At 35.9% G+C, this 23,418-nt stretch carries 27 protein-coding genes and 1 tRNA gene; 20 read left to right on the top strand and 8 right to left on the bottom strand.

Annotation, left to right across the window (positions count from 1 at the left end):
• Window positions 1-123: 123 nt before the first annotated feature.
• The 8 genes from ACYQZV_RS02780 to ACYQZV_RS02745 all read left to right on the top strand — a co-directional run bounded on the left by ACYQZV_RS02780 (window position 124) and on the right by ACYQZV_RS02745 (window position 6,062).
• Complete coding sequence (locus ACYQZV_RS02780; RefSeq protein WP_459892961.1) at window positions 124-357, top strand: tetratricopeptide repeat protein; 234 nt, start codon at window positions 124-126, stop codon at window positions 355-357.
• Window positions 354-1,574: an MFS transporter gene (locus ACYQZV_RS02775; protein WP_459892959.1), complete on the top strand. Its 1,221-nt coding sequence runs from the start codon at window positions 354-356 to the stop codon at window positions 1,572-1,574. The genes ACYQZV_RS02780 and ACYQZV_RS02775 overlap by 4 nt, the downstream gene beginning before the upstream one ends.
• A complete protein-coding gene (locus ACYQZV_RS02770; RefSeq protein WP_459892958.1) occupies window positions 1,571-2,659 on the top strand; it encodes a glycosyltransferase family 4 protein in 1,089 nt (362 codons plus the stop codon). Before ACYQZV_RS02775 ends, ACYQZV_RS02770 begins: the two co-directional genes overlap by 4 nt.
• 24 nt (window positions 2,660-2,683) lie before the next feature.
• Window positions 2,684-2,766: transfer RNA gene (locus tag ACYQZV_RS02765), tRNA-Leu, on the top strand.
• 13 nt (window positions 2,767-2,779) lie between these two features.
• Complete coding sequence (locus ACYQZV_RS02760; RefSeq protein ID WP_459892956.1) at window positions 2,780-3,571, top strand: TIGR00282 family metallophosphoesterase; 792 nt, start codon at window positions 2,780-2,782, stop codon at window positions 3,569-3,571.
• 7 nt (window positions 3,572-3,578) lie between these two features.
• On the top strand, window positions 3,579-4,322 hold the full coding sequence (locus ACYQZV_RS02755) for a PilZ domain-containing protein (protein WP_459892954.1): 744 nt from the start codon (window positions 3,579-3,581) through the stop codon (window positions 4,320-4,322).
• Window positions 4,319-5,209 (top strand): tetratricopeptide repeat protein, encoded by an 891-nt coding sequence (locus ACYQZV_RS02750; protein WP_459892952.1) that lies wholly within the window; start codon window positions 4,319-4,321, stop codon window positions 5,207-5,209. Before ACYQZV_RS02755 ends, ACYQZV_RS02750 begins: the two co-directional genes overlap by 4 nt.
• Entirely contained in the window at window positions 5,196-6,062 is an 867-nt protein-coding gene (locus tag ACYQZV_RS02745) for a UbiA prenyltransferase family protein (protein WP_459892951.1), read from the top strand. The genes ACYQZV_RS02750 and ACYQZV_RS02745 overlap by 14 nt, the downstream gene beginning before the upstream one ends.
• Here the strand turns inward: ACYQZV_RS02745 and ACYQZV_RS02740 are convergent.
• Genes ACYQZV_RS02740 through ACYQZV_RS02705 form a run of 8 tightly spaced genes read right to left on the bottom strand, consistent with a single transcriptional unit; the run spans window position 6,059 to window position 12,128 of the window.
• The gene (locus tag ACYQZV_RS02740; protein ID WP_459892949.1) at window positions 6,059-6,847 is read right to left on the bottom strand and encodes a DUF302 domain-containing protein; all 789 of its coding nucleotides are present in this window, start codon (window positions 6,845-6,847) and stop codon (window positions 6,059-6,061) included. The genes ACYQZV_RS02745 and ACYQZV_RS02740 overlap by 4 nt on opposite strands.
• A gap of 9 nt (window positions 6,848-6,856) precedes the next feature.
• Window positions 6,857-8,596 (bottom strand): thiosulfohydrolase SoxB, encoded by a 1,740-nt coding sequence (gene soxB, locus ACYQZV_RS02735; protein WP_459892947.1) that lies wholly within the window; start codon window positions 8,594-8,596, stop codon window positions 6,857-6,859.
• A 12-nt stretch (window positions 8,597-8,608) separates the two neighbouring features.
• A complete protein-coding gene (soxZ, locus tag ACYQZV_RS02730) occupies window positions 8,609-8,938 on the bottom strand; it encodes a thiosulfate oxidation carrier complex protein SoxZ (protein ID WP_459892945.1) in 330 nt (109 codons plus the stop codon).
• 11 nt (window positions 8,939-8,949) lie between these two features.
• Window positions 8,950-9,255, bottom strand: coding sequence for a hypothetical protein (locus tag ACYQZV_RS02725; RefSeq protein WP_459892943.1), 306 nt, complete (start codon window positions 9,253-9,255; stop codon window positions 8,950-8,952).
• Window positions 9,248-9,736 carry a thiosulfate oxidation carrier protein SoxY gene (locus ACYQZV_RS02720; protein WP_459892942.1) on the bottom strand — a complete coding sequence of 163 codons (489 nt, stop codon included), beginning with the start codon at window positions 9,734-9,736 and terminating at the stop codon, window positions 9,248-9,250. Before ACYQZV_RS02720 ends, ACYQZV_RS02725 begins: the two co-directional genes overlap by 8 nt.
• A complete protein-coding gene (locus ACYQZV_RS02715) occupies window positions 9,730-10,143 on the bottom strand; it encodes a thioredoxin family protein (RefSeq protein ID WP_459892940.1) in 414 nt (137 codons plus the stop codon). The genes ACYQZV_RS02720 and ACYQZV_RS02715 overlap by 7 nt, the downstream gene beginning before the upstream one ends.
• Entirely contained in the window at window positions 10,140-10,595 is a 456-nt protein-coding gene (locus ACYQZV_RS02710; protein WP_459892938.1) for a DsrE family protein, read from the bottom strand. The genes ACYQZV_RS02715 and ACYQZV_RS02710 overlap by 4 nt, the downstream gene beginning before the upstream one ends.
• 51 nt (window positions 10,596-10,646) lie before the next feature.
• On the bottom strand, window positions 10,647-12,128 hold the full coding sequence (locus ACYQZV_RS02705) for a porin (protein WP_459892936.1): 1,482 nt from the start codon (window positions 12,126-12,128) through the stop codon (window positions 10,647-10,649).
• Window positions 12,129-12,294: 166 nt separating this feature from the next.
• On the opposite strand from ACYQZV_RS02705, the gene ACYQZV_RS02700 reads away from it, so the two are divergent.
• The 12 genes from ACYQZV_RS02700 (at window position 12,295) to ACYQZV_RS02645 (ending at window position 23,408) form a co-directional block, all read left to right on the top strand.
• Entirely contained in the window at window positions 12,295-12,453 is a 159-nt protein-coding gene (locus ACYQZV_RS02700) for a hypothetical protein (protein ID WP_459892934.1), read from the top strand.
• 189 nt (window positions 12,454-12,642) lie between these two features.
• Entirely contained in the window at window positions 12,643-13,107 is a 465-nt protein-coding gene (locus tag ACYQZV_RS02695; protein ID WP_459892932.1) for a ribosome maturation factor RimP, read from the top strand.
• Window positions 13,101-14,069 (top strand): transcription termination factor NusA, encoded by a 969-nt coding sequence (gene nusA, locus ACYQZV_RS02690; protein WP_459892930.1) that lies wholly within the window; start codon window positions 13,101-13,103, stop codon window positions 14,067-14,069. Before ACYQZV_RS02695 ends, nusA begins: the two co-directional genes overlap by 7 nt.
• Window positions 14,069-15,316 carry a 23S rRNA (uracil(1939)-C(5))-methyltransferase RlmD gene (gene rlmD / locus ACYQZV_RS02685; RefSeq protein WP_459892928.1) on the top strand — a complete coding sequence of 416 codons (1,248 nt, stop codon included), beginning with the start codon at window positions 14,069-14,071 and terminating at the stop codon, window positions 15,314-15,316. Before nusA ends, rlmD begins: the two co-directional genes overlap by 1 nt.
• A complete protein-coding gene (murA, locus tag ACYQZV_RS02680; RefSeq protein WP_459892926.1) occupies window positions 15,313-16,578 on the top strand; it encodes a UDP-N-acetylglucosamine 1-carboxyvinyltransferase in 1,266 nt (421 codons plus the stop codon). The genes rlmD and murA overlap by 4 nt, the downstream gene beginning before the upstream one ends.
• Window positions 16,579-16,680: 102 nt before the next feature.
• The gene (locus ACYQZV_RS02675; protein ID WP_459892924.1) at window positions 16,681-17,688 is read left to right on the top strand and encodes an alcohol dehydrogenase catalytic domain-containing protein; all 1,008 of its coding nucleotides are present in this window, start codon (window positions 16,681-16,683) and stop codon (window positions 17,686-17,688) included.
• A gap of 8 nt (window positions 17,689-17,696) precedes the next feature.
• Window positions 17,697-18,131 carry a PNPOx family protein gene (locus tag ACYQZV_RS02670; RefSeq protein WP_459892922.1) on the top strand — a complete coding sequence of 145 codons (435 nt, stop codon included), beginning with the start codon at window positions 17,697-17,699 and terminating at the stop codon, window positions 18,129-18,131.
• Window positions 18,128-19,966, top strand: a complete 1,839-nt coding sequence (locus ACYQZV_RS02665; RefSeq protein ID WP_459892920.1) for a primosomal protein N' — start codon at window positions 18,128-18,130, stop codon at window positions 19,964-19,966. Before ACYQZV_RS02670 ends, ACYQZV_RS02665 begins: the two co-directional genes overlap by 4 nt.
• 68 nt (window positions 19,967-20,034) lie before the next feature.
• On the top strand, window positions 20,035-20,604 hold the full coding sequence (locus ACYQZV_RS02660; RefSeq protein WP_459892918.1) for a carbon monoxide dehydrogenase beta subunit family protein: 570 nt from the start codon (window positions 20,035-20,037) through the stop codon (window positions 20,602-20,604).
• 14 nt (window positions 20,605-20,618) lie between these two features.
• The gene (locus ACYQZV_RS02655; protein WP_459892916.1) at window positions 20,619-21,824 is read left to right on the top strand and encodes a transketolase C-terminal domain-containing protein; all 1,206 of its coding nucleotides are present in this window, start codon (window positions 20,619-20,621) and stop codon (window positions 21,822-21,824) included.
• On the top strand, window positions 21,814-22,674 hold the full coding sequence (locus ACYQZV_RS02650) for a thiamine pyrophosphate-dependent enzyme (RefSeq protein WP_459892914.1): 861 nt from the start codon (window positions 21,814-21,816) through the stop codon (window positions 22,672-22,674). Before ACYQZV_RS02655 ends, ACYQZV_RS02650 begins: the two co-directional genes overlap by 11 nt.
• Window positions 22,671-23,408, top strand: coding sequence for a 2-oxoacid:ferredoxin oxidoreductase subunit gamma family protein (locus tag ACYQZV_RS02645; RefSeq protein ID WP_459892912.1), 738 nt, complete (start codon window positions 22,671-22,673; stop codon window positions 23,406-23,408). The genes ACYQZV_RS02650 and ACYQZV_RS02645 overlap by 4 nt, the downstream gene beginning before the upstream one ends.
• Window positions 23,409-23,418 lie beyond the last annotated feature (10 nt).

Here is a 23,418-nt window from a genome sequence, read left to right as displayed (position 1 = left end):
TAAAAACTTACATCTTTCATGTATTGGTTTATAAAAAATTTTAACAAAGGCAAGTGTCCATAGTATATGTGAAGTTATACATTATATATTGCAAACAAATAGCATTGTTTTATCTTTAATATCATGATGAAAAAAGGTATGTTTAGCAAGATGGGTGATATAATGGTAAAGCGTTATATAGAAGATTTAGAGAAAGAGCTCTCTCAAAAACCAGAGGATAAAGACATTATCTTCAAATTAGGAGTTGCCTATGTTAAAATAAACGATATAGATAAAGCAAGAGAATGCTACAAAAAGCTAAAAACTATGGATGAGGCTATGGCAAAAGAGCTTTTTGATATGATGTACGAAATATGAAAAGAGAAGAAATCCTTGGTTTTATAGGGGCTTTTTTAGGATGGGTGTTTGACAGTATGGATGCCACCATCTATGCTTTGGTGATGGTGAGCGCCTTAAAAGAGCTTCTTAAAAACCAAGGCATCGCAAATACAGAAAGTCATGTGGGCTTTTACGGAGGTCTTATATTTTCTTTATTTCTTATAGGATGGGCCATAGGAGGAGTTAGCTTTGGGTATGTAGCAGATAAAATAGGTAGAGTAAGGGCTCTTACTATTACAATAGGGCTTTACTCTTTGTTTACAGGGCTTTCTTCTTTGTCTCAAAATGTATGGGAGCTTGCTATATTTAGATTTATAACAGCGATAGGTATAGGTGGCGAATGGGCAGGTGGTGCTACTTTGGTGGCAGAAATATTTAAAAAGAAAAATAGGATTTTTGCTTCAAGTTTACTTCAAAGCGCATGGGCTATTGGGTTTTTAACAGCATCTTTGATATACTTTACAATAGGGAGGTATCACTCTTGGCGGGTGATGTTTTTAATAGGTATTTTGCCAGCTATTTTAGCCCTTGTTTTTAGGCTTTTTGTAAAAGAATCAGAAGAATGGCTTTCAAACAGAAATACCTTTTCTTATATTAAAAGCCTAAAACTTCTTTTTACAAAGGACTATAAAAACCAAACAATTGTTGGAGCTTTGCTTGCTTTTGTAGCTGTGTTTGGTCTTTGGGGTGTTACCAACTGGACACCAGCCTTGATATCTTATCTTCTTCATAAAAAAGACATAGCCTACTACGTAGGGCTTGGTTCTATAGCGCTAAACATAGGTGCTTTGTTTGGTTATATAGCTTTTGGCATTATAACAAGGTTTTTAGGTATACAAAATACGTTCATGCTATTCTTTGCAGGTAGTTTTTTAATGGGTCTTATAACATTTTTATACACTAAAAGCTTTGATAAACTATTGGTATCTCTTGCTTTGCTTGGATTTTTTAACAACGGTGTTTTTAGTGGGTTCTCCATATACTTTCCCCAAGCCTATCCTTCTTTTATAAGAGCCACTGGGGCTGGTTTTTGCTTTAACATAGGAAGGACTTTGGCATCCATAGGACCTTTTATAACTGGTTATATCACATACTTATCTGGTTCTGTGGCAAGGGCTGGGGCTATAGCATCCTCTATTTACATAGTAGGTGTTTTGGTGGCGCTTTTCTTAAAAGAAAAAAATTATTTACAATGAAAATTCTAAGCGTGTTAGATGCCGTAGGCTGGGGTGGTACAAAAGAGCAGGCTTACATAACAGCTATGGGTCTTAAAAACCTTGGGTTTGATGTATCTTTTGCGCTTTCATACGATTTTCAAGCTTTTAAAGAAAAAATAAAGGATAAAATACCCTATTATGAGTTTGAAAAAGAAACGCCTTTTAAAAGGGTAAGCCTTTTCAACTACAAAAGGCTTTATGATATAATATTAACAAACAAATTCAATGTGGTTTTTGCAAACTCCCCAAAAGCTCTTGATTATATAAGGGTCATATATCCATTTTTATCAAAAAAGCCAAAAATAGTGGCTTTTAAACGCTCTGGCAGAAAATCAAGCTTACTCTCAAAACATCTAAAATACAGCATAGCGGATAAAATAGTGGTGGTATCGAAAAAAGTTTACCAGGAGCTTTTGGAAGAAAATTTTTTCACGGATAGGCTTAGGCTTATACAAAGTGGTATTGACTTATCAAGGTTTAGAAAAGCAAGCCAAGACGAGAAAATATCCCTTAGAAAAAAGTACAACCTTCCCTTAGACAAGCATATATTCGTAAATGTTGCAAACTACAACCCTGAGGTAAAAGGTCACATTGACATACTAAAAGCTTATAAAAAAATAGAAAAAGACAACACGATGCTTTTGTTTGTAGGGCTTTTAACAGATACCGAAGCTACAAAAGATGCAGAAGCTTTGGGTATAAAGCATTTTTTAGGTCTTGGTTATAGAGAAGATGTAGAATATATCTTGAGAGCTTGCGATAGTTTTGTCCTTGGTTCTAGGTTAGAAGGCATAGCAGGGGCGCTTTTGCAAGCCATGGCAAGCGGGCTCATATGTATTAGTACAGATGTAGGTGGTATAACAGAATATATGAAAGACGGAGTAAACGGCTTTTTAACAAAACCAAAAGACATAGATGCTATGGCAAGAGCCATGGAAAAAGTGCTTAATCTAGACAATCAAACTAAAGAACACATAATAAAAAATGCAATTGAAACATCAAAAGGATATAGCATCGAACATATGCTGTCAAAATATGTAAAACTATTGGAAGAGCTTGCCTGATATGGTATATTATTTTAGAAAAAAGCGGATGTGGCGGAATAGGAAGACGCGTAGGATTCAGGCTCCTATGGTGAAAAGCCGTGAGGGTTCGAGTCCCTCCATCCGCATTAAAGAGGTGTTATGAATATATTGGCTATTGGAGATGTTATAGGAAGGACTGGAAGAAGGACTCTAAAAGCCATTCTTCCTAAGGTTATAAAAGAATATGAGATAGATTTTATACTTTTAAATTGTGAAAACGCAGCCGGTGGATTTGGTATTACTTTAAAAGTTTACGAAGAGCTAAAAGCCCTTGGAATAGATGTGTTCACATCCGGCAACCACATATGGGACAACAAAGAAATTTTTACCTTTATAGACCAAAAGGAAGATATATTAAGACCGGCAAACTATCCACAAGGAGTACCCGGAATGGGTTTTAAAGTTTTTAATAAAAGCAACAAACAAATACTTGTTATAAACCTTATGGGTAAGGTGTTTATGGGAAACCCAGCACTAGAAAATCCTTTTTTCGTAGCAAGAGATATTCTTAATAAAAACTCTTTTGATATAGCTATTATAGATTTTCATGCAGAAGCCACAGCAGAAAAATACGCCTTTGCCCTCTATATAGAAAACGAGTTTAAAGATATCGCTAATAAAATATTTATATACGGAACCCATACTCATGTGCCAACAGCGGATGCTCTTATATTTCCGTCTGGTATGGCATATGTAACAGACATAGGCATGACAGGAGCTTGGCATAGTATAATAGGTACTGAGTATACTGCTATTACAAAATACCTAAAAGGTATACCGGCGAGGTTTGAGGTAGATGAGTCTCAAGGGATATTTAACGCAATATTATTAAAAGCCCAAGACAAAATAGAATCAATAAATAGACTGCAGATATTTGAAGATATAATATAATAATTAAATGGTTAAAGTTTTTGAAATAGATATAAAAGAAGTTGCTTCAAAACTTCAGAAAGGCAAAGAATACAGCATATATACGATATATAGAGATGTGCCAATAAATATAAAAGTACCTCTTTCTTGGGTAGACACATCCAAAAGCAATGAAGTTTATCTTGCCTTTAACTGGAAAAATACGTCTATGAAATACGCTTTTCAAACTGGAAACCCGGTATATGTAAAATTTTCAATACCGTATCAAGGTAAGGAGCTATCTTTTTATATCAAATGTGATGTATTTTCTAGCATAAGGGACGAATTGGTGCTTATGGCAAATGCCGTTTTGGAAGTACCCCCATTTTTAAAGAGGACTAGCGTAAGAGTAGAGATTGATTCTAAGCATAAATCCTATGCAAGCTTGTGTCCAGAGAACATAGAAGATACGAAAGAATGCCTTTCAGACTTAGAACTTAAAAATATAAGTGAAGGGGGGTTTGCAATAAAAATAAAAAAAGACGAAGAAAAAAGCAAAATTGTATTAAATATATTGAAGGATTTAGCTCAGAAAAATATAGTATTTGAAGCAGAGCTTTATATAGATTCTCATCAAATAAGGGCAAAAGCAAACATTGTAAATATATACGAAGAAGATGAATACATAATAGCTGGATTCAAGATGAGCGTAGACAAAAAAGACATCCAAAAGCTAAGCTCCATTATTATGAAACTTCAACAGGAGATAATACAAGAGATAAAATCTTTATGAGAAAACAAATCTTTATTTCTCTTTTTTTTATCGGTTTTTTAGTTAGCTCTTGTGCCAGAAAACCCTTCAACAACGAATGCATGTCAAAGCTGTATCAAGGTGATTTTAGGTTGGCGGTTTTTGAAGGTCATAACGAGCTTATCAAAAATCCCAAAGACCCAGGGGCAAGTCTATGTCTTGGTATAATGAGTGAAATAAACGGAGATTACCAAGACTCTGTAGTGTTTTTAAAAAATGCCTTAGACAACACAAAAAACATCACAATGATGTCTGAAGCAGAAAGCTATCTTTGTAGAGTTTTTACTATGAGTGGTGATTTAAACAAAGCTAATACTCATTGCCAAAATGCTATGAAATATAATCCAACAGGCGATGCTCTTGCTATAGCCTTAGAGTCGGAAGGCTTTTTAGAAAGTGCAAAAAACAACTATCAAAAAGCCATAGAGTATTTTGATGAGGCCTTAAAACATGCCAAATCAGGTTTTGTGAAATCAGAAATACTAGCTTTAAAAGGGCTTGCGTATTATCATATAGGAAATCTAGACAAAGCAAAAGAAATTTTACAAAAAGCTCAAAAACTCGCTAAGAAATCAAAAAATCACGATGCAAGAGCTATAGCGCTTCTTTCTTTGGGAGAGATAGCAAGGGAAAACAAAGACTATAAAAATGCACTCCCTTTACTATCAGAAGGGTATCAAGAGGCTTTGGAAGCAGACGATAGCTACTGGGAGTCTATGGCTTACGCGTATCTTGGCTTTTATTATAAAGATATTGGAAAACCTATACTGGCAAAAGCCTACATACAAGGTGCTATAGAGTATCTAAATCAAATACACGCTGTTAAAGAGGTCCAATACTTACAATCTTGGCTAAATGGACTACAATAAATTAAAGATTTTCTTTAGGCTATTAAGGGCAAAACAATACACTAAAAATCTCATGCTTTTTATCCCCATAGTGTTTGCAAGAGAGATTTTTCATACGAAGCCTCTTTTACACACTACCCTTGCCTTTTTAGGCTTTTGTCTTATCACATCATCCACCTATATATTAAACGATATCATAGATGCTCCAAAAGACAGGCTTCATCCAAAAAAGAAAAATAGGCCTATAGCAAAAGGAGATATCTCTATCAACGCTGCATCCATGGTAGGTGTTTTTTTGTTTGTGGTTGGTGCTATGCTGGTAATAAAAGCCTCTATACTGGCTTTTGGCATGTCTATGCTCTACGTGTTAAATAGTTTTGTTTATAGCTTTTATTTTAAGAAAAAACAGCTTTTTGATGTTTTTTTTATAGCCTTTGGGTTTTTGATAAGAATATACATAGGGGCTTTCGCGGCATCTGTGGATGTCTCGCCTTATCTATTTTTAGATATGTTTTTCATAAGCCTTTACCTTGGATTTGGCAAAAGAAGATATGAACTGTTCACAATGGAAGAAAAAAGCCAAGATTTTAAAGAGGTTTTAAAATACTATAGCGTTTATTATCTTGACCAGCTAATGGTAATATCTGCAACTCTTGGTCTTGGCATATATACTATGTATACTCTTAGCATACCAAGCAAGGTATTTTTCTACAGCGTTATAATAGCCACTTTTGGTATATTTAGATACTATCACATCACTCACAATCTAAAAAGCGGAGAACCATCCGAAGAGCTTTTAAACGATAAGCTTATTCTTCTTAGCGCCACTTTGCTTGTTTTATACGACGGTGTTATATTATACTTTCATTTTTAAAAGCCCGATAAAGAAGACTTTAAGATATCGTTTAACCTATCAAGAGCCTTTATAGTAGAAGGTTTTAGGCTTTTATCAATATATTTAATAGCCTTTGGGTTAAAGTAAGAAACAAAAGTCTTGCCAGATTTTTGATATATTACAACCCTGCAAGGAGCAAACGCCCCTATATCTTTAAAATCGCTAAGTATATACCTTCCCCATTTGGCGTTGCACGAGTATAGTATGTCTACGCTGTTTGTCTTATATTGGTGTGGTATTGTCATATCGTTTGATTCTAAAGAGCTTTTTATAAAAGTAGTTGCATCTTTAAAATCCATGTTGTAAGACATATTCACAAATAAGGGCAAACTTTGGTAAGAAGAAGGTTTTGGCAGCTTAAACTTTAAATCTTTTAATATTGTGTTTTGTATTTTCTTTAAAGTGTTTAGGCTTTTAGTATCGGTACCCGTCAAAAGTCCAACGTAATATATGTTTGGTACCACTATATAAGTTTTACCATCTTCTTTGTAAGTGAGTACACTAAAAGGTATAGCGTTGCCGAGAAGAGGGTTTTTGGACAAAAGAGCGTTTGTATATTTTGTATTATAAATGTATACTTTGTAAGGGATGAAGTTTTTATCGTAAGCTTCCATAGTCTTTTGTATGTCAAATGTGTATAAAAGCTTAAAATCCTTGTTCAAATTTTTAACATAGGAGCTTGGAGATTCTTCTTTAAAATAAAGAGGGCTTGTAGCCCACGACAATCCTACCAAAAGCCAAACGCCAAACAACAATTTTTTCATAAACCCTCCTTATGTGGTAGTGTAATTGTAAGGCTCATCTAAAACCTTGAAAAGATTTTTTGGGTTTGTGGTAATCTCAATATGACGCTTTGATTTTATATAGTTTATCAAAAGCTCGTAAGCGGGTATTGGTTTGGCATCTTCTACGAGTTTACCTATTTTCCAAAGCTCGCCTCCGTAAGTAGCAGCCACGTACTCTTTGTTTGGTTCCAAATCTTTGCCGTTTATCTTTATGACTTGAAACCTTTTACCCTCTGGTTCATTTATCTTTATCTCGTAGTACACATTTTTAGAAAGTCTTGGCATATCACCGCCTTGTTGGTATATGGGGTTTGGATTAAATACGTTGTCCGCCATATCCTCTAAAAGAGATTTTATCTGAGAGCCTTTTAGCTTAAACACATAAACATGTGGATATGTGATGGCGGTAAAATCGTATACATCGTTTACGGTGATATCTTGACCGGGTAAAAGCGTTGCTCCCCACCTATAACCTGGTGAAAACACGATATCTATACCATGATAATAATCCATGATAGCATCGTTGGCAAGCTCATCAAAGGTGCTGTAAAATGTATCACGCTTGTATATCAAAGAAGATGTGGTGCCTATCTTTGTGTTTAGCTTTTCATCGTAGGGTTTAAAGTATTCTTGAAGAAGTTTTTCAGAATCTTCATCTTTTGGTACTATATTTGTAGCCACTGGTATAAGTTTAAAGGATATATCTTGAAGCTTTCCTTTGGAGGCTTTCAAATCTATACGCCCTACAAACTTACCGTGAGAACCAGCCACCACTACATATGTATTGTTGTATCTTAATACTTTTGGTGTTATATCGTGGGTGTGGCCACTTATGATAATGTCTATACCATGTACATATTTGGTAAGGGCTATATCAAGAGGTAATCCATCGTGAGATTGAAGTATTACAACATCTACTTTGTGTCTATCCCTTAGTTCGTTTACGTACTTTTGCATAGAATCCATGTTTATACCAAAGGTCCAGCCCTCCACAAACTTAGCTGGGTTTGATATAGGAGTGTATGGAAATGAATTACCTACTATACCTATCCTTACATCACCTATTTCTTTGACCACATACGGCTTAAAAGGAAGTTCACCAAACTCATCTTGTATATTTTGGGATATAAACTCTCCTTTAAACTCTTTTACGCGTTTTAAAAATTCCTCTTTTCCAAGGGTAAAATCCCAGTGCCCTACAAAAAGGTCATAGCCCACTAAGTTCATCCAGTCCAACATGGATTTTCCTTTGGTAAAAAGGGTTATAGCAGATGTGGCAAGGGTATCGCCGTTATCCAATATAAGACAATTTTCTCTACCTCTTTCATGGACTATATCTTTTATTATGCGGGCTATATGGGAAGTACCACCCATAATACCGTATCTATGGGCAAGCTCTATAAAATGCACGTTTGTATCAAAATAACAATCAATAGTATCTGGCTTTAAACCGTAAAACTTTAAAAACTCATAACCTGCTATAAACCCAGGAGTACCAGCTAAGTTTTTAGGACCTACCAAATTTGCGGGTTCTCTGAAATAAAGAGGTTTCATATGTCCATGGGTATCCGTGGTAAATACAATACTAGCTTTACCTACTGGTCTAAAACTCATCAAATCGTCGTAACTTAGTTTGTTTACTTTTGCTACAGCGCTTATGGGGTCCGTAGCTATTCCTACACCTATCACACTAAGAAGCTCTAAAAAGTCTCTTCTGGTAAGATTCATAAATAAACTCCTTTAAGAAAGCTCTAAGTTAAAGTCGTGTTCAAAGCTTTTACCATGATTGTCTGTAAATATCATCTTTACAGTGCCAGCTTCAATTGCTTTAAAATCTAGTCCAAATATAGGATTTGAAGACACGCCAGGTCCATTGTGTATGGTAGCTATCTTCTTATCGTTTAAAGATATATCTATGGTAGTGATATAGTTTGCTGGTATAAGCTTACCAGTTTTGGGGTCCTTTATAGTGCCTGGGTCCATTGGGTGTTTCACTAAAAACATAAGCTTTGCCACATCACCTTTCTTAGGCTTGTTTGGTATAACTCTTACTATGACTGGTACACTCATAAAACCTCCTTTTAAGCTCTTTGAAAAAGTACACACCAGCCCATTGGGCTTATCCTTCCAGCTACTACTTGACATTTTGCATTCATCATGCCACCGCCCATCATACCCATACTTCCCATCATGCCCATATGACAAGGATGAGGGCTACTATAACCTGAAGGTATAAAAAACTTACACATACAGCACATCTCCCCATCATGGGGATGAGATTGGTACTTTACAGCGGACTTCGTCTCTAAAGCGCTCAATTCATAAGCTTTTGAGATAAAAGGTATAAACCCGATAGCTATAAGCTTTATAAAAGACCTTCTATCCACAACCGCCTACCGTTACCTTTGTAAATTTAAAATCCCCTACCAAAGACCCATCTTTTAAAAGCGCAATACCTCTTACGTATGAACTTTGAGCCATTCTTATAGGCACTTGGAAAAAGGCTTTACCACTAAGAGGGGTAAGCTCTATATAGGATATATGTGGGTCTGGGTTTTCATCCACAAATATATGAAGGGATTTTATATCCTCTATGGGATAGTCTGCTTCTACAGATACCGGTACATGAAGTCCATTTTCTGCTATGGTAGGAGCACTTAATCTTACTTTAGAATCTTGTTTTACGTCTTTTAAGCTTTTACCAAAAGCTTTTTGAAGGGACTTCTCTATTTTTTCTAAACCCTTTTTATCCTCTTGGGGCATCGAAGGGGCTCCCAACGACAAAACAGGAGCTTCAAGGATAGGGGCTAAAGCTAATCCAAGCCAAGCACCAGTACCAAGTTTAAAAAATTCTCTTCTGTCTAACATGAAAGGCCTCCTTTTTTGGCGTTTAGACATACGTAGTTTAACGTTTTTAAAAATTGATTTGGATTCATATCTCCAAAAGCTTTAAAGATAATGCTATTTGTTTTTGGATTTAAAAACACTGAAGTGGGAGTTCCAAAAATTCCAAACTTCCTACCTAATTTCTTACCGCATCTTGAATCTAAGTCAATACTAGACACCACAAAATGCGTATCCATAAAGTTTGACACGTTTTGATTGGACAAAGTAAACATCTCCATATGTTTGCAATCTTCACAGTTGTCCTGATAAAAATAAACCATAAGGGGTTTATTTTGAGCTTTTGCAATAGCTAAACCGTCTTTAAAATTGTACCAAGCACCAAAAGTTATATAAGGTATTGTAAATAAAAGCAGTATAAACTCTTTCATGGTCTTACGTAAGCGTATCCTTCGTGTTCTAATTTTGCAATTTCTAAGATACCAGCGGGTACCACCTTTGCAAAACTTACCACATCCTTAGGTGATACGTGATAAGCATTCAAAGATTCATGGCACACCCTAAAATGCACTACACCTTCTTGTTGATAGGCTTGAAGTTGCATCTGCATATCCATAAGGTTGTTGGCAAGCTTTGTATCTTTTGCAAAAGGTGTATTATCAAGGCTATTTAGCATATACTTTATAGCCGGTCCATAAAATACCAAATAAAGTTGTAGATTTTTTGGATTGTTGCCGGTGTTGTGGGTAATGTTTCTAAGGTTGTTCATGATAAACTGAAACTTGGCATCACTGCCAGTATGCACATCAAAGACTATCTTCACTGGATTTGCCAAAGCCATGGTACTTGCTATCATAAAAGCCAAAAACCCTTTCTTCAACATAAAACCTCCTTAAAAATAAGTATATTATAAAAAAATAAAAACGTTGTGAACTTAGTAAACTATTTGAAGCTGCAAAGTATAATCTACGAAACTTTTACCGCATCCACCATTGGCAGGGTTTCCACCTGAGCACTCAGCTGTTTTGACAATGGAGTTTGGATTTACGAAATCAGCACCAAGAGATATTTTAGCAGCTTGGTTTGCAATATAGTAGTTTAAGAATACCGACAAGTTGTCTATCCTACCATCCTGGTAAGAACCGTTTGGGGCTTTTGATATGTTGTTTGGATTTGGAGATACCTCACCGTTTGAAGCTACCGCATATACATTTTTATTGGTATAAGATTCATATCTTAAAGCTAGTGCCGGTTTTCCAATACCCACAAACCTATCATAAAGCCACTGGGTTTGTAAATAATAACCATCTGATTCAGGTTTATTGCCATATTTATCACCAAAGCCCAAGTCTTTGTTTACTATATATCCAGCTTGAAACTGCGGTACAAGCTCACCAAATTTATTTTCATAAAATATATCAACATCGTAGGCTTTTGATGTGACAGAAGAAGCAGGTATTATGATGTTTTGAGAAGGGTTAGCAGGGTTTGGTACTTGGCAGTTTGATGTAGGTGAGCCGTTGCATTCTCTTTTCTGGGTCTCATATCCTATACCTATTTGTAGCGTTTTCTTGTGTCCTAAATAAGTATCTCTCATCATGTATGTTGGGTCTGACGTATAGCCTAAAAATGTAGGTACAAAAACAAGTCTGAAAGAGTATTTTAGATTTGGGTTATCGGTTTGATATAGATTACCTTTGTTTGATAAAGATGTTTGATAATCGTATTTCCCTTGACCTACCATGGCATAGTATTTAAACATACCTTTGGCAAGGTTGCCCCATACTGCAACACCCATATCTCTAAAAGCGGAGGTAACACCTGGTTCACCCTTTATACCAGGCAAAGAGCCATAACCCAGAGGAAAAAATGGGTTTATAAAAGCTAGTGCCGGGTTTTTTGTATTTTGGTTTATAACATCGTCTATAGGCCCTATACCATAGCCGTAATAGCTTGGTATCACAAGCGTATAGAGTCCAGATAAAGATATTCTAGAAAATGGGTCCCTAAATTCTCCAAAGGTTAAGTTAAAAGCATTAGAAGGGGTAAAGCTTATATAAGCATCTTGCAATATGGAAGATTGCACTGTACCTTGATGAGCTCTTGCGCTACCATCAAATCCTAAACTATTGTTGTCTGAAAAATCAAAAAATGCACCGAATTGAATATATCTATTTGCTTGACCTTCTATGCCAATCCTTGCGTCCCTTACAGAAAAGTTTGTAGCGCTTTTTGTGTTTTGAGAAACCTGACCATCGGATTGTGTCCAGATTTGTGTTAAAAAGTTTAAGCTCATGAACGATGTGTTAGAGCGCTTTAATACTATACCTTCTGTTGGTAACAAAGGGAATAACCAAGCTCCATGTGCTATGCTGGTTGCAAAAATAGATGCTAAAAGCAATTTGGCTTTTTTCATAACACCTCCTATCCTGAATTTAACAAGATTATGTTAACTTTTTTTGTTTTAGATTCATTTTTATTTTCTTATCTTAATAACTATGCATATTTATACCTATATATAAGAATATTTTTATATATCATATCGAAATTATAAAAGCGATTTCTATTATAAAATTGTTTTTTTGGTGGTCTACCTCTTTTTGCCATATGTAAAAACCCTTTTAGAGTATTTAAACATAAGATTTAGCAATTTACACAACTTTGCCTTTGGGCCCACTATAATAGCCTTTACCGACAAAGGTGTAAAACAAGATGTAAAATCTATGCTAATCGCCTCTTGATAGGCATAGAAGCTATTTCTGAACAAAAGTTTCCAATGCTACTTCAAAGAATAGCCATATAGCTTGGTATATTTAAACATTGCTAGATAGTTTAGCAAAATCCTCTTGGGAAATGTTACCTATATAAAGATTGTTTTTATCTAGTTTTTAACTAATAGTAGAAGATATTGTTTATGATATAATAACTGTATGCTGGATGCCAAAAAAATAGCCAACACCGTTAAGGAGCTAGTGAAACCTATTTCTGAAAACCTTGGCTTTAGACTGTTTGATGTGGAGTTTAAACCTGAAAACGGATGGGTGTTACGCATAATAATAGACAAAGAAGGAGGAGTTACTATAGACGACTGCGAAGAGTTGTCAAAAAGAGTAAGCGCACTTTTAGATGTAGAAGATGTGATACCCCAAAGTTACTTTTTAGAGGTAAGCTCACCAGGTCTTACCAGAGAACTAAAAGAAAGATGGCATTATGAGTTTTTTAGAGGTAAATACGCAAAGGTCTTTTTGAAGGAAAAAATAGACAACAAGCAAGAGTATACAGGTTATATAGATAGTACCGACAATGATAACCTTGTTTTGAGGCTTTTGGACAAAACCATAAAAATACCTTTTGAAAAGATATCAAAAGCGAGGCTAGACGTAGAAAAATGGTAAAGAATATACAAAAACTTATAGAAAGTGTAGCAAGAGAAAAAGATATACCGGTAAAAATAGTAGAAAACGCTTTGAAAAACGCCATAGCTTACGGTATAAGAAAGGAAAAGCACATAAGGGGAAAAATATTTGTGGATTTTGGGGAAGATGATACCATTAGTGCTTATATAGTCTCTGGCAAGGAGAAAACAAAGCTTGACATATCGGCAGAGGATTTAAACAGGATAGCGGCTTACGCTGCCAAAGAAGAGTTTTTAAAAGAGCTAGAAAATGCCGAAAGAGAAAGAGGCTTTTTAGAGTATGTATCCCAAGAGGGAAACATAGTGCACGGTATAGTAAGAGAAGTGACAAAAGACCAAACTGCCATAGTAGATTTAGGACCTATTGATGCAGAATTGCCAAGAAAAGAACAAATCCCAAAAGAGAGCTTCAAGAAAAACGATAGGGTGAAAGCGCTTCTTTTTTCCGTTCAAAAGCAAAGAAACAAACCTATTTTGCTTCTTTCAAGAACACATCCTAAATTCTTACGAAGGCTTTTAGAGGCTGAAGTACCTGAAGTGGCAAGCGGTCTTGTGAAGATAATATCTGTGGCAAGAGAACCAGGCGAAAAAGCCAAAGTGTTGGTAGACACAGAAGATAAAAAGATAGACCCGGTGGGAGTAGTAATAGGTGTAAAAGGCTCAAAAATAAACCCCATATCAAAGGAGTTAGCTGGAGAGCACATAGATGTAGTAAGATATTCAGAAGACAAGAAAAAGCTCTTGGAAAACCTATTTTATCCTGCCAAGATTCTTGATATGAGAGAAACAAAAGACCAAATAGAAATAGCTGTAGACAAAGACCAAATCTCTTTAGCCATAGGTAAAAGGGGTATAAATACCAAGTTAGCTTATAAAATTGTAGGAAAACATATAGATGTTATGTCAAAAGAAGATTTCGATAGGTTGAAAAAACTCTCCTGATGATATTAGAGATAGAAAAATTGGTCCACAGTGGCTATGGATTGGCTAGATTTCAAAACAAGGTTTACTTTGTGCCGTTTGTTTTACCAGGAGAAAAAGTGAAGATAAAAGAATATATCAACAAAAAAGATTACGCTATAGCAACTCTAGAAGACATCATAGAAAAAAACCCTCATAGAGTAGAACCCGTTTGCCCATACTTTGGTAAATGTGGAGGTTGTCATTTTCAGCATATTGACTACAGCGAGCAGCTTCACCAAAAATCCCTCATTTTAAAAGAAACGTTAAAAAAGATAGGAAATATTGATATAGAAGAGCTTACCGGCGTTATATCGGATAGTCCTTATTATTATAGAAACCGTGTTAAGTTTAAAGTCCATGATAAAGAGATTGGTTTTGTTGGTTTTGATGAGGATTTTGTAAAGATAGAATCTTGTCCCATCGCTTCAAAAGCTATAAACGATATAATACCTTTTTTAAAGGAGTTTTCAAAACAATTTAACCCCTCTTGGATAAGTGTCTTCTATTCAGAAAGCACCAAAGAATATCTTTTAAAGTTTGCCTCTTACGATTATATAAACAAAGAAAAGCTTAAAAAATTTAAAGAAAACCTAACCCCAAAAAATGTTGTAGGTATGGCTCTTGTAAAAGAGGATAAGAAAGAGGATAAAACGATATTTTCCATAGGCACTCCTTTTACATTTATAGAGCTTTTAGGGATAAAATATAGAATAAGTATAAACAGCTTTTTCCAAGTCAACATAAATGTAATAAAAAAACTTATCGAGACTATGACAAAAAATGAATCTCATTTTGATAGAGTGTTGGATGACTATGGAGGCGTTGGTCTTTTCGGACTTTACATGTCAAGGTTTTCTGAAGAAGTTGATATATCTGATATCAATAAAAGCTCAACAAACGATGCAGAATATTCAGCAAAACTAAACAATATAAACAATGTGTCTATATACAATCAAAACAGCTATATATTTTTGAAAAAAAGCTTATCAAAGCATGCAAACCTTCTCATCGTTGACCCTCCACGCACTGGTCTTTCAAAAGAAGAAACAGATATCATACTCCTTGGAAAACCAGACTATATTTGGTACATATCTTGCGAACCATCTTCTTTGGCAAGAGATTTAAAGCTTTTAAGAAAAAAATACAAAATAAAAGAAATATATATGGCAGACATGTTTCCACAAACCTATCACATAGAAACAGCGGTAAAGTTGGAACTTATATGAATGAGGCTTACCTTTTAATAGAAGAGTCAAAGCATTTAAAAGGAACGCTAGAAGTATCTGGAGCAAAAAACGCTGCACTTCCTCTTATGGCTGCTACGATTTTGACGGAAGAACCTTGCATCATAAGAAATGTACCAAACCTTCTTGACATAAAACACATGATAGAACTTCTAACCGATATGGGTAAAAAGATACACCAAGATAAAAATACCCTTTATATAGAAGGCCCCATTACAAATAAAGAAACAAGAGAAGATATAGTAAGAAGAATGAGGGCATCTGTGTTGGCAATGGGTCCTTTGATAGCAAAATACAAAAGCGGTAAAGTATCTATGCCTGGCGGATGCTCTATAGGAGCAAGACCTATAGACCAGCACCTAAAAGCCGCTAAGCGTATGGGTGTGGAGATTGAAATTGAACAGGGGTTTATAAACTTAAAAGCCAGCATGCTAAACCCTATAGATTTTACTTTTGATGTAATTACAGTAACTGGCACAGAAAACGTCCTTTGCATGCTAAGTACAATAGAAGAAGAGTCTATTTTAAAAAACATAGCCATAGAACCAGAGGTAATAAACTTAGTAGAAGCTTTAAAACAAATGGGCGTTGATATAAATATAGATGAAGAAAATAGAGTAGCTAATATAAAAGGCTCAAAGTATTTAAAAGGATTTGACATAGAGGTAATACCTGATAGAATAGAGGCGGGTACTTTCATGGTATTGGCTATTGCCACAAACTCTTCTATAAAAATAGAAAATGTAAACGTATATCATCTTAAAAGCATCGTAGAAAACTTAAAAATTGCTGGAGCCAACGTAGATATCTTGTCAAAAGACAGTGTTTTAGTTTCTTCTAAAAACGGTGTCATAAATCCTCTTAGCATAGAAACTTCAGAATACCCCGGTTTTCCTACGGATATGCAAGCTCAGTTTATGAGTCTTCTTTCTGTGGCAAAAGGAGAATCTAGCATAGTGGAAAATATATTTGAAAATAGGTTTCAGCACGCCCAAGAGCTTGCCAGAATGGGAGCTTGCATCACTATACATTCAAAAACAGCTTCTATAAAAGGGGTAGAACACTTAAAGGGAGCCGAAGTATTTTCTACAGACCTTAGAGCATCCGCTGGGCTTGTAATAGCAGGGCTTATGGCAGAAGGTAAATCTATCATAAGAAACATATACCATCTTGACAGAGGATACGACCATATAGAGCAAAAACTGGAAAAAATAGGTGCAAAAATAAAAAGAGTTAACGCTTAGCTTAAAAGCCCACAATTGCAACACAAAATACTGAAAAATCACTTTTAAAAAAGGTGACGCTCTTTACTTGAAAAAAATAAAATTTTGTTCATATTTTAGTTTATGAAAGCTGCTTTATGCAAAGAATTCAAAAAACCTTTGGTGATAGAGGATATACCAATACCTGAGATAGGACCTGATGAGGTCCTGATAAAAGTAAAATACTGTGGGATATGCCATAGCGATCTTCACATAGTAGATGGAGATTGGGAATCTTGGGTCAAGTTGCCAGTGGTACCTGGCCATGAAGTGGCTGGTGTCGTTGAAAAAGTAGGGGCGAACGTAAAAAACGTAAAAGAAGGCGATAAAGTGGGGATGCCATGGCTTTACTCTTCTTGCGAGCTATGTGATTATTGCGTAGAAGGCGAAGAACCCCTCTGTCCAAACCACGAGATTACAGGTATCACACGGCAAGGTGGATATGCAGAATACATGAAAGCACCTTCTCATTTTGTTACAAAAATCCCAGACAATTTAGAGCTTTCTTACGCTGCACCTTTATTTTGTGCTGGTATCACGGTATACGCTGCCCTTATTAGACTTAACATAAAACCCAACGAACTGGTGGTGATACAAGGTATAGGTGGGCTTGGCCATCTGGCTATTCAATACGCAAAAGCTATGGGGGCAAAGGTCGTAGCTTTAAGTCATTCTGATAAAGAGAAAGTGGCTAAAGATTTGGGAGCCGATTATTTTATAAACTCATCAAAAGTAGACCCAGTAAAAGAGCTAAACGCTTTAGGTGGGGCAGATGCGATACTTACAACAGTTTATGATTCTAAAAGCATACAAAACCTTGTAAATGCCTTAGCCCCAAAGGGAAGATTATCGGTGGTGGGAGCAGCTCAAGAGCCTATATATGTAAATCCTTTTGACCTTATCACAAAACGCATAGTTATAACTGGCTCTGCTATAGGTGGTAGAAAGCTTTTAAGAGAGATGCTTGAGTTTTCAGCTTTTAACAATATAAAACCTATCATACAAGAATATCCATTTGAGGATGTAAACAAAGCTTTAGATGATTTGAGAGCTGGTAAAATCGTATTAAGAGGTGTATTAAAATTTGAATAGGAGGAATTATGCTAAGTAGAGAACTTATAGATTTGATGAGGGACCTTTACGTATTTCCAGTGGTTATAAGCACTGTTTCAAACGATTTAAGGCCTTATAGCGCTATGATATCTTGGGTTTATCCGGTTTCCGAGAGTAAATTAAACATAGCTCTAAGCACCAAATCAAGGACTGCTCAAAATATCATCACAAATCCAAACGTATGCGTTAGCATATTTGCCCAAGATATTGCTATAGTAGCTCACGGCAAAGGATATCTAAAAAATAGGATAGAAGAAGTGCCTTTTGATGTATCGGCTTTTAGCATAGAGATAGAGTCTGTGGAAAATAACCTATTTCCCGGTGCAACGGTGTTGGGTCCTATAGCCTTTGCTCACACCGGAAATATAGAAAAAGCGGTAAATCTTGATAAAATAGTAATAGAATATCTTAAAAACGTTTGATATTAAAAGTAGCCACTGAATCTAAGATACTGCAAGAGGTTTATCAAGAGGACGAAGATATACCCCCATCTGGGGTTAGGGTATTTTACAAGTCAAAAGAAGGGTTAAAAGGCGGTATTGTATGGGGATACGATACGAAAAATCCAAAAGATACTGTAAAAAACCTTGTTTATAAAGAAAATATACCCGTAGTAAATCAAAATTTTATCGAAGCGATAAAAGACGCCGGCGAGTACTATCTCTTTCCACCCCATACGCTTTTGGCAAAGTTATTACCAGACATACTTTTTAAAACAACTACAAAAAGCTTAAAGCTAAAAGTAGAAGACAAAGATTTTACAGACAAAACTTTTAAAAAAATTTTAAGGCTTTTAAAAAAAAGAAACCTATCCTTAAAAGAAGCTTACAAAAAATACAAAAAAGATATAATAGATTTTTATATACAAAAGGGCTTTTTAGAGGTAGAAGATAGCGAAGAACCTATTTTAAAACTACAAGATATTCCTTACAAAGTAGCGCTCAACAAGTTTTTTAAAAGACTGGATATAACTATCGTAAGTGGCGATTATTATAAGGCACTTCCAGACATTGTAAGAGGTGATTTCCAATCCCTCGTTGTGGTCCCTTCAAAACATATGTTTGGTATGTTAGAAAACATAATAGAAAATGCAATCTTTCTAAAAAGCCCAGAAACACCGCAAGAAGCTAAATGTTGCTACCAGAGTGCAATGAACGACAACGGAGCTTTTATCACTACTCCTTTTGGTCTTACGCTTCCTTTTTACAACCTACAAAATATAATTTTGATAGACGATATGTACACCGAAGGCTATAAATCAAAAAAAGAACCTTACTTAGACTTTAGAAGGCTAGCCTACTATGTGGCAAAACATTACGGTGCAAAATTGTACCTCGTATCTGAAACCCTTAGTATAAACGATTATTTTCTTTACAAAGAGAAAAAAGCCAACCACATCCACATAGATTTAAGACTTCCAAAGATAGAGCTTGTAGAAAAAAAAGAAAAGGATTTCTTAATAGACAATAAAACCATAGAACTAATAAAAGAACATTTAGATAAAAAAATACTTTTTTATGTAAACAAATCCGGTTATAGCTACGCTTACTGTAAAAAGTGCCAGGCTTTGGATACTTGTATTTATTGCGAGAGTTATACCACCTATTTTAAAAGCCTAAACACGATAAAATGTACAAAATGTAAAAAGGTAAACCAAGAAGGAGTATGCTCAAGATGTGGCAGTCCTTTGATAACTTTTGGCGCCGGTCTAGAACAGTACAAGGAGTACATAATATCTACGTTTGGAAATAGAGAAAACTTTTATTTTGAATCTCAAGAAAAAAAAGAAACCTACGATGTAGTATTTGGCTTTTTGTTAGAAAATATACTTTTTGCACCAGAGTTAAGTGCAAGAGAAATATATCATCACAAGCTTTGGAGCTTAGCCTTGAAGGCAAAAGAGCTTTTTGTGATAGAGACTGCACAAACCGATAAGTACGCATTAGAATCGCTTTTGAAAAACAATCAATTTATTTTTTTGGAAGATGAGCTAGAAAGAAGACACTTAAACAACGAGCCGCCTTTCACAAAAGCAATATCTATAGAGATGGATAACAATATTTATAAGCTTTACGAAGAACTTCTGGAAGAAGATTTTTTTTACATATCAAAACCAAGGTATTTTTACGAGAAAGGAGAAAAGCGTTTTAAGCTTTTAATAAAAGTAAAGTTAAAAGCAAATATAAAAAGGTTGGGACAGATTTTAAAAAAATACAAAGACTATAAACTACACATTGGTATAGAAACCTTCTTATAATCAAAAACATTGAAATTTTAAGGTAAGTGTATTAAATTATTATCTCAAACTTTTGAATGGAGGTTATAATGGCTACACTGGGGCCTTATCATTTCTCACCTTATCCTACAGCAGTGGCAGAGGGCGTGTTAACACCGCCACCTGGCAAAGGTCTACTTTACAACGAGATAGTGGACGAAGAAATTGCTATGCGTGAAGCTGCAAAACAGATGCTTACAAGGGAAAATCCTACCATATTCGTAGGCCCTCTTATCATATACGCTTGGAGTGATGAAGCAAAGGAAAATGCCAAACTAGTAAGAGAGATGGCAGAGGTGCTAAATGCTAAAATTATACCTATGGTAGACTATAGGCCAAAATATCCCAAGATAAATCCAGAAGTAGAGATAAACCCAAATCACCCAAATCTTACAATATGGCACAACAATATAAAAGTATGTATATTTATAGGAGTGCATTGTCATTTTGCAAATATAGCTCTTAAAATTATAAGAGCCGAAACGGATTGCCTTACCATAGCAATGTGTGCCAAAATGGGACATGAAGACGCTATGATTACAGTAAGAGACCAACATCCAGAAGACATAAGAAAATTTATAAACATAGCTAAAGAAGTAAAGAAAGAGTTAGGTAAGTAAAGGAGGTATTTGGTATGGGTAACAACGGCGTATACCAAGGCGTAAATAAATCGGGACAAAAGATTGTCTCACCAGATTACATGCTTTTTGAAGCACCAAGAGAAAAGGTATTTATGACAGGTTCAGAGGCAGTAAAAGAAGCTGTTAAAAGAGCTTCCGTAGATGCTTCTGTTTCTTATCCTATAACCCCACAATCAGAAGCCGCCCACTTGATAGGTGAGCTATGGGTAGAAGGTTATGTGGGTGTTTATTTTAGAGGTGAATCTGAATTTGGCGTTATGTCAGAAGTGGCTGGATGCTCTATGGCTGGAGCTAGAATCATAACCACCACCTCTGGACCAGGTACTTTAAGAGCTATGGAAAATTTTCCTATGTGGGCAGGCTCTAGACTACCTATACAACTAGTCTTGATGGCAAGAGGCGTGAATTCTCCTTTATCTATCCAACCTGATAATTTAGAGATAAGCTTTTTGCTTGACACTGGATGCATGATATGGCATGCAGAAAATGCTCAAGAACTCTTTGACATGATATTGGCTGGTTTTGTGGTGGCGGAAAAAACCGATGTGCATGTACCAATTATCACTGCAATAGATGGGTTTTTCATATCCCATACAAGAGAATCTATAATGATACCACCAGAAGATATAGCTTTGCCTCCTTACAACCCTTACGTATCACCAACACCTATCATAGATGCTGAAATAGCACCCGGTAGATACATAAAAGACCCATTCGTCATGAAATCAAACTACATATCTTATGCAACCCACGCAAGCTGGCAGTGGGAAGTAAGAGCCGCTATAGAACGCTCTAGACCTTACGCCAAGCATTATTTAAGAGGGCTTGTGGAAGAGTTTGGAGATAGTGAGGCTGAGCTAGTATTTATAGCTAGTGGAACCGCTGCTTCTCAAGCTAAAGAAGCTACTAGGATGCTTTTAGATGAAGGTATAAAAGCAAAGGTAGTAAAAGTAAAATCCATAAGACCATTCCCTCATCAAGAGCTTTTAGAAGCTACAAAAACCGCAAAGTATATAATAGTACCAGAGTTCAACGTAGTAGGATGGCTTGAAAGAGAGGTAAGAGCTTCTTTCTACGGTAAGTCAAATGCCACTATTATAGGCACACCAAGAGTAGCTGGTGGTATGACAATGCCTCCAGAAATTATATACAGAGATGCTTTAAAAGTTTTAGGAAAGGAGGTAAGTTATGTCCTTTAATATATATAAAGTGAACGAAGAGTTAAGAGAATTTATGCCTCCAGAAATACTGGAGCTTGAAGAAAAAGCCACATGGGGCAATCCAAAAAGAGGCGTAATGGATTTACCCTACGCAAAAGAGCTTTTGGAAGAGCACTCTTTATGTGCCGGGTGTCCAGAATCTGACGCTTTTAGATACATACTGGCATCTTTACCAAATCCAGAGGACACCATCATAGTAAACTCTACCGGATGCACATCTTTGGTGTTTCCCCATATAGCCCTTCACACGGTTCACTCTTTGTTTGGTAACCAAAACGCCGTTGCAAGCGGTATAAAAAGAGTTTTAGAATACAGATTTCCAGACAAGGTAAAAGACGTAGTGGTATTAGCTGGTGACGGCGCTACCGTTGATATAGGACTAGACTGTACGTTGCAATCTTTCTTTAGACAAGAAAAGATAACCACCATATGCTACGACAACGAAGTTTATGCAAACACCGGTGGACAAGAAAGTGGTCTTACGGTGAAAGGTCATGTATTTAAAATGGCTCCCAAAGGAAAACAATGGGACAAAGTACCCATGTGGCAACTTGCCATAGACTCCGGATGCCACTATGTGGTTAGGATGACAGTATCATCTCCAAGAAGAGTAGAACAAGCTGTCAAAAAAGCCATATACGTAGCAAGAGAAGTAGGCCCCACTTACATACACCTCTATACTCCTTGTATACTTGAAATAGGCAAAAACTCTGACGAAGGCTTAGAAGAAATGAAAGCTGGAGACAAAGAAAGGTTTTCTTTCTTTGAGTATATGACTCCTCAAGCAGAGGAAGTGATTAAAAGGAAAAAGGAGGAAGGTCTTATATGATATCTAAACCAGTAAGAAAACGTTTAAATATACGTATGCCAGCCTTAGGTGGTCAAGGTGCTGTTACAGCAGCTCATATTATAGCTACCGCCGCAGATTACGAAGGGTATTACGCTGTTTCAAACCCATTCTTTGGAGCTGAAAAACGTATGGCACCAGCAGAATCTTACGCTCGTATAGGTATAGAACCTATATACGACAGAGGAGAGGTGGTTTATCCAGACATTATAATGGTGTTCCATCATCACGTTATCACGATGGGGAAATCCTACACAATGCCTTTTTACTCTGGTATCAAAAAAGATGGTGTCATCATAATAAATACCGATGAAGAGCTTTTAAAACCTGAAGATTACAAGAGGTTAGAGTCTATAAACGTAAAGGTTTTAAACTTTCCCGCCACAAAAATAGCCATAGATATAGCCGGTACCGAGCTATCTACTAATATGGCAATGATAGGCGCTTTATTTGGAGTTACTCAGATAGTAGGTTTAGCATCCATAGAAGAGGGTATAAAGTCTAGATTTTTGAAAAAGTTTGTGGCCTCTGGTGGTACTGCGTCTTTAGACTCCGCTCTTGAAAGAAAGTTTAAGAAAAAGTTAGAGCTTATTGAGAAAAACTTAAATACGGCTAGAGAAGCCTTCAATATGGCTTTAGAATGGGCTAAAGAAAACGGCATAAGCCCAATGCTCCCCCCAACCCCAAACAAAAAACCAGAAACAGTCCAAGCCTAATATATCCTCC

Source organism: Hydrogenobaculum acidophilum (assembly GCF_054656715.1).
The sequence above is the reverse complement of the archived record's forward strand: the minus strand, read 5'-3'. Positions and strand labels throughout refer to the sequence as shown.